Source organism: Paenibacillus sp. HW567 (genome assembly GCF_000374185.1).
Taxonomy (GTDB): Bacteria; Bacillota; Bacilli; order Paenibacillales; family Paenibacillaceae; genus Paenibacillus_AQ.
In genome coordinates, this window is sequence record NZ_KB910518.1 from 590,765 (window position 1) to 606,043 (window position 15,279).

Below are 15,279 nucleotides of genomic sequence, written 5' to 3' on the forward strand. Positions count from 1 at the left end.
ATGAAGGGATGATGGCGGTGGATGCTCCAACTATTTTGCTTGTGGACGACGAGGCGGATATTCTTCAGGTGATCAGAGCGTATCTGGAGAAAAACCATTATAGAGTGTATGAGGCTGAAACTGGAACCGGCGCATTGCAGCTTTTTGATGAGCTGAAGCCTGATCTGGTGGTGCTTGATCTGATGCTGCCGGATATTTCCGGCGAGGAGATTTGCAGAATCATCCGCAGAGATGCAAATACGCCTATCCTTATGCTCACGGCCAAAAGCAGTGAAGACGATATGGTGAATGGCCTGCTGATGGGTGCGGACGATTACATTACCAAGCCCTTCAGTCCAAGGGAACTGCTGGCCCGCGTAATCAGTCTGCTTAGAAGGGCGCAGCATGCTCAGAACCAGGAGCCGAAAGGCAGCTTGAGCTTCGGGGGCGGGAGGCTTTGGATGGATTCTGAGCGGCATGAGGTCAAGCTGGAAGGAGAGCTGCTTGCGCTGACACCCCTTGAATTCAAGCTGCTGGAGTGTCTGTCGAGGAATCCCAAGCGGGCCTTCAGCCGTTATGAGCTGGTAAATCTTATCCAGGGCGATGATTTTGACGGCTTTGAGCGGACGATAGATGTGCACATCAAGAATTTGCGGCAAAAAATCGGCGATAGTCCACGGCATCCCCAGTTTATAGGCACAGTGTTCGGAATCGGCTATAAATTTCTGGTGAACCGGGATGAATAAAGGCGGATTGCGAAAAAAACTGCTGCTGTCCCATCTGGGTGTCGCACTCAGTTCCCTGCTGATCATCTTTTTTCTAGTCAATCTGGTGATGAGCTTCTCCTTTGGAAGGTATGTCGAGAACCAGCGGAAAGCCGAAGCCGGATTCCTGCTCGCCGATCTGGAGCAAGCCTATGATCCTGCACAGGCTTGGGGGATGGATGCATTGATGAATATATCCCATCAGGCGATGCTGCGCAATTATTCCATACGCCTATACGATGCCGAAGGGAAGCTGGTCTGGGACACAGGAAGCATGGGCATGGGGATGTCAACGGCGAATCAGGCTGCGGCTGCCAGCCGCTATGAGATTGTGAAGGATGGAGTGAACATCGGCGCACTTGAAATGCGGGGAGATGGCGAAGCGGAGCAAGCGCAAAACCGGGATTTTCTCCAACTGTTCAACCGGCTGTCTTGGGGAGCGCTGCTGCTGGTGCTTGCGGGTGCCTATCTGTACAGCAGACTTATGGCTAAAGGCTTGAGCCTTCCGCTAGTGCAGATCAAGAGAACCGCCGTGAAGATGCGGGAAGGCAATTTGACGGAGCGGGTTCCGCTTCAGCGTAACAGGCAGACGGAAATTGAAGAGGTAGGCCTGGCGCTTAATTATCTTGCGGATACGTTGCAGCAACAAGAGAAGCTAAGAAAAAATCTTACGGCAGATGTAGCGCATGAATTACGTACGCCTCTGACTACCGTCCAGAGCTATATTGAAGCTTTTCAGGATGGAATATGGGAAGCGACTCCTGAGAGATTGCAGATTTGTCACGCTCAAATCATCCGGTTGGTGCAGCTTATTAATGATCTGGAGAAGCTGAATGCGGCAGAGAACCCGATGATACAACTGCGGCATGAACGGCTGCTTCTGAATGACGTGCTTCGTGACTCGGTTCATTCGGTTGCCGGCAGACCGGAGCTGGACAAGGTTGTCTTGACCTTAAAGGATGAGAAGCAAATCTTTATTAACGGTGATTATGAACGGCTGGTGCAGGTATTTGTCAACTTGCTGAATAATGCGCTTAAATATACCAAGGAAGGCGGTATAGAAATAAGCCTCGCTGAGGAGTCTTCCGAAGTAAGGGTGATGATTGCCGATACGGGTGCTGGAATTGCCGCCGATGAGCTGCCGTATATATTTGAACGCTTTTACCGTGGAGAGAAATCGCGCAGCCGTAAAACCGGGGGAGCGGGAATCGGTCTTACGATTGTAAAAGCGATTGTCGAAGCGCACGGAGGACGGGTAACCGTCTCAAGCACGCCGGGCTCAGGCTCGGAGTTCAGTGTTCATCTTCCTAAATGAATACCCTTTGCTGGAGTGTTCTTCAGCCTGGGACTGCAAAAGCCTCGTTTTCGATCTGACAGATGAGGCTTTTTTTTGCGTATTTCTCGCAATCTGTAGTTTCCTGCCGTAAATAAAATATGGAAAAAATAAGCATATATCTCTATACTTAGAGAGAATATATGGTAAAAATTGAGGAGGATGAATGTGTTGGATCGCAAAAATAGTCCCAAAAACAGTACTCATATCGTACATCAGACCACCAAAGCTTTGCTTACCACTACAGTCGCGCTCGCGCTGCTTCTGCCTGGCGGATTAGCCGCAGCGGATTCAAGCGTTACTTCCACTGCAGCGACTGCGGTTAAGGAGGCTCCCGGACAAGCCGCTGCAACGCCGGACGCATCCAAAGCCAAAATTACGCAGGATCAGGCCGTAGAAAAACTCAGAGAGCTGTTTCCTGTGCTGAAGAATGCAACCGTATCGAGTGTGCGGCTGGGTGGAGACAACACGTATCCTCCGAGCACCAATCAAATGATTTGGAACATTAACTGGGGATATGAGCTTGGCAACACCAGCTACGGTTTCTCCAGCATGGTTGATGCGGTTAGCGGGGACTTGGTCAATACGTACCTTTCGTTTCCTTTAACGCAAGAAACAGCATATTATCCGCCCAAAATTACACGTGCTGAAGCGCTGGAGCGGGCCCGGCTCTTTATTGCCGCCGCTGCGCCATCCCTGGGTAAAGAAGACCTTCAGCTTCAGGACGATGATGCACTTAATCTGGCCAGTGGAGCGCTGTTCGGAACGGTTCAATACAGCTTCTCCTTCAAGACTCTGAAGAACGGTTTGCCTACATCGGATGCCCTAATGATCACTATCGACGGCAATGGAAACTTCGTTCAATTCAACAAACCGTCCTCAGGACTTGCGTATCCTTCCGCTAAGCCTGCTGTTTCTTTGGAAGCGGCGCAGAAGAAATTTACGGACGGCTTGTCTGTGGGGCTGTACTACATTCCCGTCTACAAAGACAACCAGGTGGAGCGGTGGATTCTGGGCTGGCGTCCCCAGGAGCAGGGCCTGTATCCAATTGATGCCCAGAGCGGGAAAAGTATAGATAACGATGGGGCTGAAGTTGCTGCTCTCTCAGCAAGGGATGAGACGGTACCGCAGACCAAAGAACGGTTCCAGCCGGTCAGCACAGGCAAGGAGCTTACTGCAGAGGAAGCTGCAAAGCTTGTTCAGCAGGTAGCATTCATTCCGGCAGATCGCAAGCTGTCCAGCCAAATGCTGGGGGCCAGCTATCCGAACCAGAAGCAGAAGGTATGGAGATTGACCTGGGAGGCGGAACGGAAAGGGAGCATAGCGGGATTTCCTTCCAGTTCCTCTGCTGAGGTAGATGCGGCAACCGGACAAATCAATGTGTTTCAGTTAGAGCAGTTTACCGGCAGCGCCGATGCCAAACCGCAGCCAGCTCCTGCCGGCGGCAAGAAGCTGACTCAGGCGGAAGCTAAGAAGCAGGCTCTTGCTCTAATCAACCGTCTGTACGATCAGGCGAGCAGCGAGCTTAAGCTGGCCGGGCATGATGAAGCATGGAGTGTTCTTCCGGATGGAAAAGGGTTCCGCTATGAATTTGTACGCTATTATAAGGGGATTCCAATAAGCGACGGAGCTATAACATTGGTAATGGATACTTACGGCAGACTCCAGAACTATTCAGCTCTGGTTAACGCGGGAGTCGAAACGCTGAAGGAGCAGCCAACCCCTGCCATATCGGGGAGCGACGCGCTGAAGAGCTACAAGGACAAATATACCCTGAAGCTGCAATATAACCGCACCGGCGGATATAGCAATATTCTGTACGTAGAACCCAAAGTGAAGTTAGTCTATAATCCGTCGCCGGTTAACGATAAGGATCAGTATGAGGTACTGGATGCCATGACGGGCAAATGGGTTCAAGTGTATCCATACGCTGCCACGATTGCCCCTGCCGCGGTTGATCTGAAAGGCCATCCTGCAGAGAAGCAGTTAACTGAACTCGTCAAGTATGGTGTGCTTGTTCCTGACGCCGACGGGAAGCTCAAGCCGGATCAGGAAATAACGGTTGGAGAATGGTTCAGCTTGATTGCCAAAGCATCCACGCCGTACTATACCAGTTATTCTACCGGAATTGAGCGAAAGGCGGTGGCTGGTGTAAGTTCGGACAGTAAATACTATCCGTCGGTCAGCTATGCCCTAAGCCGCGGCTGGATCAGCAAAGATACTATGCTACAGCCGGACAATTCCCTCAGCCGCGAACAGCTCGCCGTGCTGCTGGCTTCCTTCCTGAAATACAATAAGCTCTCTGCGTTCCTGCAAAATGACACTGCCGTGAGCAGCTTCAGCGACAGCGCCGACATTAAAGACAAAGGCGCAGTGGCGCTGGTCTTGAAGCTGGGGCTGCTGCAGGGAGACGGCGGTAAATTTAATCCGCAGCAAAAGATAACCAAAGCCGATGCTGCCACTGTTATTATGAAGCTGGTAGAGCTACAGGGCAAAACGGACCAGAGCATCAGTCAGCAATAGCTTGTGCCAGAATAGCGGCAGTGCGCGTTGCAAGCAGCGCTGCCGACGATCAAGTAGACGCAGCAAGCCTGCTTCCTGCCTTCAGGCGGGGAGCAGGCTTTTGTTTTTCATTCACGGGTTATTTCCCGAGCTGTTTATCTGCTTCACGAACAGGGGCATGACCCTCGTTCTCTTCAGTTTTCTCGGTGCTCATGAACCAGCCTACGGCTGCAATGATTACCAGCACAATATAGAAGGTGGCCTTCCACCAGGTGCTATGAGCGAAATCCTCGGACAGCACACCCAGCGAAGGGTGAGCCAGAGTGATGACCGCCAGCTTGACACCTACCCAGCCAACGATGAAGAAGGCTGCCACTTCAAGGCCCGGACGGGAGTGCAGCAGCTTAACGAAGAAGGATGCCGCAAACCGCATAATGACAAGTCCGATGAACCCGCCGGCAAAAATGACAAGGAATTGTCCCCCATCAAGACCCCCGATTTTACTTATTCCGCTTGGCGGAAGCGCAACGGCCAGCGCAACGGCTGCGAGGATAGAGTCGACGGCAAATGCGATGTCGGCCACCTCAACCTTCAGCACGGTGAACCAGAAGCTGGATTTTTTCTTGGCTGTCCCTTCTTCAGAAGCACCTTCGACCGCCGCTTCAGCCTCCGGTTTCTTGAACAATAATTTTCGGAAAATATGATTACCCGCGATGAACAACAGATAAATGGCACCAATAGCTTGTACCTGCCAGATGTCCACCAGATAAGAGATGATAAACAGTGAACCAAAGCGGAACACGAATGCCCCTGCCAAACCATAGAACAATGCCTTCTTACGTTCCTCATCAGGAAGATGTTTGACCATGATTGCCAGTACCAGTGCGTTATCTGCGGCGAGCAACCCTTCCAGTGCGACGAGAACGAGCAAGACCCATCCGTATTCTAATAATAATCCCCAATCCATTGCTGCTTCCTCCTCATTTGGATGTAAATATCATCAAAAAATACCTACACTACCATTATTTTAACCAAATATATATAAAAAAGACCTTTACCAAGCAGATCAGCCTTCGGAATGAAGGACTAACCTGATTGGTAAAGGTCTCGCTAACAATGGTTCATTGCCGATAAAACCGGAGAACATCCTCACGTTCTCGTATTGACGATTTTATCTAACAGCTACTCCCCTTTACGGGATATATTAAATTTGATCATTTGTGTTGTTGACTTAAAAGTATCATATATGACTTAAGAGTCGTTGTCAATGCCTGTGAGAATAAATATCAATAAAAAAAGCTGAAATGGAAACGGAAACATGATACATATAAGTTAGATAATATAACATTTGTTATGTCGAAACTGCAAACATAAGGAAATATAGGGTTTTTTAAGCCTAAACTCGATTGACGCTGTATAGGAATGAAAATATGATGTAACTAATTAAAGCGGTCAAGCGATTCGGTGTAATAAAACATAACATACACCTGCTTGTGCCGCGAAGAGAAAGTCTATTAGAGGGTAAGCGAGTGCTTCCGAAGTCAGTTTTGTTCGAAGTGAATTCAGTGAAGCTGAGGCTCACAAAACTTAAGTGAATGCTTACGAAGTGAGTTTTACTCGAAGCCAAGTCAAGGATGTAACGCTCGTAAAACTTTTAGGAGGTGGGAAATGATGCAGCCGTCGCCGTGTGTATCAAGTGAAGCAGAAGAGGAGATCAGCCGCCATCCGTGCTACAGCGAGGAAGCCCATCGGTTCTTTGCCAGGATGCATATTCCGGTTGCTCCCGCCTGCAACATCCAGTGCAATTACTGCAACCGCAAGTTTGACTGCGTGAATGAGAGCAGGCCTGGTGTAGTCAGTGAGGTGCTCACCCCGGAGCAGGCGGAACGCAAGGTGAAAGGGGTAGCCGCCCAGTTGATGCAGCTCTCGGTGGTTGGCGTAGCCGGTCCCGGCGATCCGCTGGCCAATCCGGAGGTGACGTTCGACACTTTTGCCCGGGTCAAAAAGCATGTGCCGGATGTCTCCCTTTGCCTCAGCACCAACGGGTTGACGCTTTACCGGCATGTGGATGAGATTGTGGAGCTTGGCATCCGCCATGTTACCATCACGATCAATGCCATTGATCCGGAGGTCGGTGAGCACATTTATCCTTGGGTATTCGACGAGGGTGTGCGGGTTGAAGGAAGAGAGGCGGCAGAGCTGCTGATCAACCGCCAACTGCTGGGCCTTGAGATGCTGGCGAAGCTGGGGATTCTGGTCAAGGTCAATTCCATTATGATTCCAGGGGTCAACGACGGACATCTTCCCGCAGTGTCCAAAAGAGTAAAAGAGCTAGGGGCCACACTGCACAATGTAACACCGCTTATTATCGCACCCGGCAGCCAGTATGAGCGGGATGGCCGCAAGGCGCCCCGTCCGAAGGAGCTGCACAACCTGCAGGAGCTTCTCGGCCGTGACGGCATGAAGGTGATGCGCCACTGCCGGCAATGCCGGGCGGATGCTATCGGGCTGCTGGGCCAGGACCGCAATCAGGATTTCCCGCTTGAAGCGATGGAAGCCGATCCGGTAGTCAACAAAGAAGCAAGAGCGTTGCTCCAGGGCGAACTGGACGCGAAGATCCGCGAGCGGGTTCAAGCGAAGCAGGCGAGCCCATTGCAGCAAGATGCTCCCAAGGTCAGAGTCGCAGTAGCCACCAGAGGCGGCGACAAGGTCAATCAGCATTTCGGGCATGCCACGGAATTCCTGGTATACGATACTGACGGAGCGGATGTGAAGTTGCTCGGTGTCCGCAAGATACAGGCTTATTGTCATGGCAAGGCAGACTGTAACGGCGACAAGGCCGCTACGCTGCAAGAAATCATAACGATTCTAAGCGATTGCCGCATTCTTCTCTGCTCCGGTATCGGAGACGGCCCGCGTGCCAGCCTGAACAAAGCCGGAGTGTTGCCTCTAGTCCGCAAGGGCGGGATACAGGAAGCTATTCTGGAAAGTGTGAAATACAATTCTTATTTTGAAAATACAAACATTTCGAAGGGATGATGAATCATGAGACAAATAGCTTTTTACGGTAAAGGCGGTATCGGTAAATCCACAACCTCCCAGAATACTCTGGCCCAGCTCGCAACAAAGTTCAAGCAAAGAATTATGATTGTCGGCTGCGACCCTAAGGCAGACTCCACCCGCCTGATTCTGAACACCAAAGCGCAGAACTCCGTTCTCGAACTGGCCGCTGAGCTTGGATCTGTAGAGGACCTGGAGCTTGAAGACGTGCTGCAGACGGGCTTTGGCGACATTATCAATGTAGAGTGCGGCGGGCCTGAACCGGGCGTAGGCTGCGCAGGACGCGGGATCATCACTGCCATCAACTTCCTGGAGCAGGAGGGCGCTTATCAGGATCTGGATTTTGTATCCTATGACGTACTGGGTGACGTTGTATGCGGCGGTTTCGCAATGCCGATTCGTGAAGGCAAGGCGCAAGAGATTTACATCGTCTGTTCCGGTGAAATGATGGCGATGTACGCTGCCAACAACATCGCCCGCGGTATTCTGAAATATGCGACAAGCGGCGGTGTGAGACTGGGCGGCCTGATCTGCAACAGCCGGAATACTGACCGTGAAGATGAGCTGATCATGGAGCTTGCCCGCCGTCTGAATACCCAAATGATCCATTTTGTCCCCCGCGATAACATCGTGCAGCATGCTGAACTCCGCAGAATGACCGTTGCCCAATACAACCCAGCCCATCAACAAGCCAAAGAATATGAGATTCTTGCCGAGAAAATCCTCAACAATAAAATGCTGACTATCCCTACGCCAATCTCCATGGAAGAGCTGGAAGAGCTGCTGATGGAATTCGGTATCATCGAAGATGAAGAAGCCGCGCTCAAGAAGCTCCAGGCTTCCGGCCAATAAAGGGCAGCAACCGGGAATGAATCAGGCATCCGGTGAACGGGAGTGGAGATACGGCCTTCATCGGATTCGGATTATCACGAAAAGGAGGGTCAACACATGGGACTGAATATTGAAGAGAATAAGAAATTGGTAGAAGAAGTTCTGGAAGCCTACCCCAAAAAGGCAAAAAAGGACCGTGAAAAGCATTTTCAGATCAATACTGAAGAAGCTCAATCCTGCGGAACCTGCGCCCTGAAGTCCAATATTAAATCCCGTCCCGGTGTAATGACACCGCGCGGATGCTCCTATGCAGGCTCTAAAGGGGTGGTATGGGGCCCGATTAAGGATATGGTGCATATCAGCCACGGCCCTATCGGCTGCGGACAATACAGTTGGGGCACACGCCGCAACTATGCGAACGGGACGCTTGGGATCGACAATTTTACGGCTATGCAGATTACAAGTGATTTTCAGGAAACGGATATCGTATTTGGCGGTGACAAGAAGCTGGAAGTCATCATGCGTGAAATCACGGAGATGTTCCCGCTTGCCAAAGGGATTTCCGTACAATCCGAATGTCCGGTCGGTCTGATCGGCGATGATATTGAAGCGGTATCCAAAAAAATGGCCAAGGAGCTGGAAATGCCGATTGTTCCGGTACGCTGCGAAGGCTTTCGTGGGGTCAGCCAGTCGCTGGGTCACCACATTGCCAATGATGCCATTCGTGATTTTGTTCTTGGTAAAGCTGAACTGGCCGAAACCGGTCCTTACGATGTCAATATTATCGGCGACTATAATATCGGCGGCGATGCCTGGGCTTCCCGTATTCTGCTCGAAGAAATGGGGCTGCGTGTAATTGCCCAGTGGTCTGGTGACGGTACCCTGAATGAGCTGGAAATCGCCCATAAGGCGAAGCTGAATCTGATTCACTGCCACCGCTCGATGAACTACATGGTTGAACATATGGAGAAAGCCTATGACATTCCGTGGATGGAATATAACTTCTTCGGGCCGTCCAAGACCTACGAGAGCCTGCGGGCTATCGCAGCCCGGTTCGATGACACGATTCAGGAGAACTGCGAGAAGATGATCGCGAGGCATAAACCATCAATGGATGCCATTATCAATAAATATAGACCCCGCTTGGAAAGTAAAAAGGTGCTCTTGATGATCGGCGGTCTGCGTTCCCGCCATACCATCGGCGCTTATGAGGATTTGGGCATGGATATCGTGGCTTCCGGCTATGAATTTGCCCATAAGGACGACTATGAGAAGACCTTTCCGATGATGAAGGAAGGCACAATCATTATGGACGATCCGACTGCGTATGAGCTGGAGGAGCTGGCACAGAAATTGAATGTCGATCTGGTAGGCTCAGGGGTCAAAGAGAAGTATGTATATCACAAGATGGGTGTTCCGTTCCGCCAGATGCATTCCTGGGATTACAGCGGACCGTATCATGGCTTTGACGGCTTCAAGGTTTTTGCCAAGGATATGGATATGACGGTGAACAGTCCGGTCTGGAATCTGATCAGCAAGAAGGAGAAGGCGCACAAGGAGGGGGCGGGCGTATGAGCAAGGACAGACTGGATATCCCGGACTACAACCGATTGTTCTCAGAGGAACGCTACGTTCAGCAGCGGCAAAACAAGATGCAATTCGAAGCGCCATGCAGCGAACAGGATACAGCGGAGGCCCTATCTTACTCCAAATCCGCAGAGTATATGCAAAAGAACTTTGACCGCAAAGCTGTGGTCATCAATCCGCATAAAGCCTGCCAGCCGCTTGGGTCGGTAATGGCTGCACTGGGATTCGAAAACACATTGCCGTTCGTTCACGGCTCGCAGGGCTGCAACTCTTATTTCCGCAGTCATCTCAGCCGCCACTTCAAGGAGCCTACGCCGGCGGTCTCCTCTTCGATGACCGAGGATGCTGCGGTATTCGGCGGCATGAACAATCTGATCGACGGACTGGAAAATAGCATCGCTCTCTACAAGCCCGAGATGATTGCCCTCTGTACGACTTGTATGGCTGAAGTCATCGGTGATGACTTGTCCTCCTTTATCGGCAATGCCCGCATCAAAGGTGCGATTACTGAAGAATTTCCTGTGGCATTCTGCAATACGCCGAGCTTTGTAGGCTCGCATATCACCGGTTATGATTCGATGCTAAAAGGCATCCTGAGTTATCTCTATGAACGCTCCGGGGCTCAGGCTAACCCTGGCAGCGGTGCTGGATCGGGTGAGAAGCTGAATATTATGCTTGGCTTTGAGCCTTACACCGGCAACTTTGCCGAAATTCGCAAAATTCTCGCTGCATTTGATACCAAATATACAATACTGGGCGATCACAGCGGGAACTATGATTCTCCGGCTACCGGTGAGTATGAATATTACTACGGCGGCACGAAGCTTGCTGATGTGCCACTCGCGGCCAATGCGCTGGGGACACTGTCGCTGCAGAAATACACGCTCAAGAAAACCCAGGAATTCATCAGCGGAACCTGGAGCCAGCAGCTTACTGCATTGTCAACGCCGCTGGGGGTTACCGGCACGGATAAGCTGCTGGAAGCGATCAGCGAACTGACAGGTCTGCCGATTCCGGCTTCGCTTATCGAAGAACGCGGCCGCGTGGTGGATGCCTTGACGGACAGCCACCCTTATCTTCACGGCAAGCGTGTTGCCCTCGTAGGCGATCCTGACCTGTTGATCGGACTTATCGGATTCTGCCTTGAGGTCGGTATCGAGCCGGTGCATATCGTCTGCTCCAATGGAGATGTTGATTTCAACGAAGTGAAGTTCAAGGTGGAAGCAGAAGCGCTTCTGGCATCCAGCCCATATGGCTCGGAAGCAAGCCTTTATATCGGAAACGACCTGTGGCATATGCGTTCCCTGCTGCTGAATGATCCGGTGGACCTGGCCATCGGCAGCTCACATCTGAAATTCGCCGCCAAGGATGCCGATGTGCCGCTGATCCGTGTGGGGTTCCCGATCTTTGACCGTCATCATATGCACCGTTATCCGATTCTCGGGTATCAAGGAGCTCTGAATTTGCTGAGCTTATTTGTCAATACCGTACTGGATGAGCTTGACCGCAACAACTCCGAGTTCAACTACGACTTGGTACGGTAAGGGCATACGCGGGAGAATTCTAATCTTCAATGCAACCTAGCGAAGGAGATGAAGCGCCGATGGACCCTGTTCGAAAAGACGAATTTGATGCTGAGGCTTGCGGGAGCCTGCCTCCGAAAGAAAAGCCCTGTCCACGGCCCAAACCGGGTGAAGCAGCGGGAGGCTGCTCCTTCGACGGAGCTCAAATCACGCTGCTGCCGATTATGGACGCTGCACATCTTGTTCATGGTCCGATTGCTTGCGCCGGGAACAGTTGGGAGAGCAGAGGCGCCTTGTCAAGCGGCCCCTCTCTGTCTCAATATGGCTTCGCTACGGATCTTAACGATTCTGATATTATTTTTGGCGGAGAGAAAAAGCTGAAGGAGAGCATTGACTATATTGCCGGGCGCTTTGCGCCTCCGGCAATATTTGTATATTCAACCTGTGTAACCGCGCTGATTGGCGAGGATATGGATGCGGTCTGCAAGGAGGCGGGAGAGCGGCTGGGAATTCCGGTCATCCCGGTTAACAGTCCGGGTTTTGTCGGCAGCAAGAATCTTGGCAACCGCCTCGCCGGTGATGCGCTGCTGCAGTATGTCATTGGGACAGGGGAGCCGGAGTCCGAGCTGCCTCCGGGGGTAAATCTTATAGGCGAATACAATATTGCCGGCGAGATGTGGGATATCGAGAAGCTGATGAAAAGTGCGGGGATTTCGGTGACCTCCCGCATTACAGGCGATGCGAGATATAAAGAGATCACCTGGGCGCACCGCGCCAAGGTGAACATGGTGGTCTGCAGCCGCGCATTGCTGGGGCTCGCCAGGGAAATGGAGTCCCGCTACGGCATTCCGTATTTCGAAGGCTCGTTCTACGGCGCCAAGGAGACGACTTATTCGCTGCGGCAAATGGCTTACCTGATGAATGACCGGGAGATGGAGCGCCGGGTAGACCGCCTGACGGAACGTGAAGAAGCCCGGCTTAGCCAGGATCTGCGCCCCTACCGCAAGCTGCTGAAGGGGAAGAAGGCGGTTCTGTATACCGGCGGCGTCAAAAGCTGGTCGGTCATTTCCGCGCTCAAGGAGCTGGGTGTTCAAGTCGTAGGCGTCGGCACGAATAAGAGCACGGAGGATGATGTGCGGCGGATCGCTGACCGGGTAAGCGACGATACCGAATATATTCCCGAGGGCGGTGCGAGCCGGATTCTCAAGACGGTGCGGGAGCGCAAGGCGGATATTATGATCGCCGGGGGGCGCAATATGTATGTGGCGATGAAGGAGCAGGTTCCCTTCATCGACATCAATCAGGAGCGGCACAAGGCTTATGCCGGTTATGAAGGACTGCTGCGGCTGGCCAAGGAGCTGACCTATTCGCTGGCCAATCCGATCTGGAAGCTGGCAGCAAGCCCTGCGCCTTGGGATAAGGGGGCTCCGCCATATGACCGTTAACAGAAGGAAGAAACCGGCATCCGTCAACCCGATCAAGATCGGCCAGTCGCTCGGCGCCGTGCTGGCGCTGCAGGGCTGCTACCGTGCCATGCCGCTGATGCATGGGGCGCAGGGGTGCTCCGCTTTTCCCAAGGCCCTGCTGACCCGGCATTTCCGTGAGCCTATCGCCGTGCAGACCTCCGCGCTGCAGGAAATGGACGTTATCTTTGATGCCAACCGTAACCTGGAGGAGGCGCTGAATCTGGTGCTGAGCAAGCACCACCCCGATATTATCGGGATAATCGGAACAGAGCTGACCGATGTGGCCGGAGTGGACTATCAGACTATGCTCAAGTCGTATAAGCGGGAGCGGAATATGCGTGGAGGGCTTGCTTTTTCCGTAGTGCTGCCGGACTTTCGCGGGTCGCTGGAATCGGGCTTCAGCACTGCGGTGGAGGCCATCATTGATGAAATGATCCAGCAGGTGGGACACCGGGGTCCGAGAAGTGTGAATACCCGGCAGATTACGCTGCTCCCCGGATCTTTTCTGACACCGGCGGATGTCATGGAGCTGAAGGAGATCATTTCAAGCTTCGGGTTCGAGGTTATTGCCCTGCCGGATATTTCGACTTCCTTGTCAGGGCATTTGCTGACCGGATTCTCTCCGCTGACCCGGGGCGGCGTGCCGCTGGATTCCATGCTGCAGAGTCTGCAGTCGGGGCTGACGATTGCCATCGGCGGCAGCATGGAGCGTCCGGCGAGACGGCTGCATAATGCGCTTGGCACACCGTATAAGGTTCTTGAGAGTATGATGGGGCTTAAAGCTTCCGATGAGCTGCTGCATTTCCTGCATCAGATCAGCGGCGAGCCGGTTCCGCTTCGTTACTGCTGGCAGCGCGAGAATCTGCTCGATAGCATGCTGGATGCCCATTTCCAATTTGCCGGCATGTCTGTGGTGGCTGCGCTTGAGCCGGATCATCTGTATTCCGTCTCCGGCTGGCTTGAAGAGCTGGGGGTGGAGCAGAAGGCATTGATTGCCTCCTATGAAACACCGCTTATTGCCGGGATGGAGCGCGAAGTATGGATCGGGGATCTGGATGATGCCGAGGTGCTCGGCAATGGTGCTGAGCTGTGGATCAGCAATTCCCACGGCATTGCCGGAGCACAGCGGATTGACGCGGCATTTATGGCGGCAGGCTTCCCGGTCTGGAGTGAGCTGGGAGCGTATATGTCTGTCTCTGTAGGCTATAGGGGGGCTATGGAGTGGAGCAATAAGGCAGGGAATTTGTTGATGCAGAGGGAGGCTAGGCACCGTGAAAGTAGCATTCGCCACAGATGACGGCAGCCGCGTAAATGCCCACTTCGGGCAAAGCTCAATGTTTGCGGTTTATAATGTGACCAAAAATGGCGGCGAGCTGATCGAGCTGCGCAAGCTGCCGGCACATCTGAACCAGGATGAGGCCGGGAAAATTGACAGCCGACTGGAAGCGGTGAGTGACTGTATACTGATCTTCATTATGCAGATTGGGGCTTCAGCGGCTGCGAGGGTAACCCGGCGCAAGATTATGCCTGTCAAAGTAGCCTTCGGCAGTCCCATTGATGAGCAGGTGAAACGCCTGGTTGAACTGCTGCAGGGCAAGCCGCCGATGTGGCTGGCCAAGGTGCTGCGGGCGGAAGAGGAAGGCAAAGGGGAAGGAGAGGAAGCGGATGGAACCGATGGCTAATGAGACGGCGGCGCTTCAGGTTGAAGCTGTAGAGGCTGGTGAGACGGTGAGGAACCGCCGCCGCAAGGCGGGTAAAGAGCTGGATAAGGATACGGCGGATGCTTTTGTCCGCCGTTTATGCCATCTTTTGGACACTGGCGATTTCTTTGGCCGGTATGCTGCACTGTCCCCGCAGGAGAAGATCGCGAAGCTGTTCCTGGCTTCCTCCGGAGATAGGAATCAATCCGATTTCAACTGTGCGGTATCCCCGAAGGTGCGCCAGCAGGTTCCTGTGATTTTTCAAGCCATTGCAGGAGTCATGGAGGAGAAAAGCGGAATTATGGTCCAAAGCACTGCCGAGATAAATATGGAGGGCTTTGGCCGGGGGCTGCTCTACAGCGGGCGTGTCGTTCTGGTGCTGAAGAGTCTGCGGGCCGGCTTCCCGTTCCCGTTCACCTCTGAGGAGAAGGCTATCCGCTATGGAGTGGAATGTGTGGAGGAGGGCCTTGCTTTTCTGCAAAAATATAATGAAATGACGGCCTTCCACGGACTGCTGAGTCTGGAAGGCTAGCA

Annotated in this window: 12 protein-coding genes; 11 read left to right on the plus strand and 1 reads right to left on the minus strand. The window is 52.6% G+C overall.

Annotated elements, in window-relative coordinates; genetic code table 11:
* The first annotated feature begins 8 nt into the window (after nucleotides 1-8).
* From B212_RS0102900 to B212_RS0102910, 3 genes are all read left to right on the plus strand, one after another.
* On the plus strand, nucleotides 9-725 hold the full coding sequence (locus B212_RS0102900; RefSeq protein WP_019908847.1) for a response regulator transcription factor: 717 nt from the start codon (nucleotides 9-11) through the stop codon (nucleotides 723-725).
* On the plus strand, nucleotides 718-2,058 hold the full coding sequence (locus B212_RS0102905) for a sensor histidine kinase (protein ID WP_019908848.1): 1,341 nt from the start codon (nucleotides 718-720) through the stop codon (nucleotides 2,056-2,058). Before B212_RS0102900 ends, B212_RS0102905 begins: the two co-directional genes overlap by 8 nt.
* Before the next feature lie 189 nt (nucleotides 2,059-2,247).
* On the plus strand, nucleotides 2,248-4,599 hold the full coding sequence (locus B212_RS0102910) for an S-layer homology domain-containing protein (protein ID WP_019908849.1): 2,352 nt from the start codon (nucleotides 2,248-2,250) through the stop codon (nucleotides 4,597-4,599).
* A 118-nt stretch (nucleotides 4,600-4,717) separates the two neighbouring features.
* On the opposite strand, the gene B212_RS0102915 is transcribed toward B212_RS0102910, so the two are convergent.
* Complete coding sequence (locus B212_RS0102915; RefSeq protein ID WP_019908850.1) at nucleotides 4,718-5,545, minus strand: TerC family protein; 828 nt, start codon at nucleotides 5,543-5,545, stop codon at nucleotides 4,718-4,720.
* 701 nt (nucleotides 5,546-6,246) lie between these two features.
* Between B212_RS0102915 and nifB the strand changes: the two genes are divergently transcribed.
* From nifB to B212_RS0102955, 8 genes are all read left to right on the plus strand, one after another.
* Nucleotides 6,247-7,617, plus strand: a complete 1,371-nt coding sequence (gene nifB / locus B212_RS0102920) for a nitrogenase cofactor biosynthesis protein NifB (protein WP_019908851.1) — start codon at nucleotides 6,247-6,249, stop codon at nucleotides 7,615-7,617.
* Between the two features lie 6 nt (nucleotides 7,618-7,623).
* On the plus strand, nucleotides 7,624-8,490 hold the full coding sequence (gene nifH / locus B212_RS0102925; protein WP_019908852.1) for a nitrogenase iron protein: 867 nt from the start codon (nucleotides 7,624-7,626) through the stop codon (nucleotides 8,488-8,490).
* A gap of 96 nt (nucleotides 8,491-8,586) precedes the next feature.
* Nucleotides 8,587-10,044 carry a nitrogenase molybdenum-iron protein alpha chain gene (gene nifD / locus B212_RS0102930; protein WP_019908853.1) on the plus strand — a complete coding sequence of 486 codons (1,458 nt, stop codon included), beginning with the start codon at nucleotides 8,587-8,589 and terminating at the stop codon, nucleotides 10,042-10,044.
* Nucleotides 10,041-11,600, plus strand: coding sequence for a nitrogenase molybdenum-iron protein subunit beta (gene nifK / locus B212_RS0102935; RefSeq protein ID WP_019908854.1), 1,560 nt, complete (start codon nucleotides 10,041-10,043; stop codon nucleotides 11,598-11,600). Before nifD ends, nifK begins: the two co-directional genes overlap by 4 nt.
* A gap of 29 nt (nucleotides 11,601-11,629) precedes the next feature.
* Complete coding sequence (nifE, locus tag B212_RS0102940; RefSeq protein WP_028530579.1) at nucleotides 11,630-13,024, plus strand: nitrogenase iron-molybdenum cofactor biosynthesis protein NifE; 1,395 nt, start codon at nucleotides 11,630-11,632, stop codon at nucleotides 13,022-13,024.
* Nucleotides 13,014-14,342 (plus strand): nitrogenase iron-molybdenum cofactor biosynthesis protein NifN, encoded by a 1,329-nt coding sequence (gene nifN, locus B212_RS0102945; RefSeq protein WP_019908857.1) that lies wholly within the window; start codon nucleotides 13,014-13,016, stop codon nucleotides 14,340-14,342. The genes nifE and nifN overlap by 11 nt, the downstream gene beginning before the upstream one ends.
* Nucleotides 14,317-14,727, plus strand: a complete 411-nt coding sequence (gene nifX / locus B212_RS0102950; RefSeq protein ID WP_019908858.1) for a nitrogen fixation protein NifX — start codon at nucleotides 14,317-14,319, stop codon at nucleotides 14,725-14,727. Before nifN ends, nifX begins: the two co-directional genes overlap by 26 nt.
* A complete protein-coding gene (locus B212_RS0102955) occupies nucleotides 14,711-15,277 on the plus strand; it encodes a DUF269 domain-containing protein (RefSeq protein WP_019908859.1) in 567 nt (188 codons plus the stop codon). Before nifX ends, B212_RS0102955 begins: the two co-directional genes overlap by 17 nt.
* Nucleotides 15,278-15,279 lie beyond the last annotated feature (2 nt).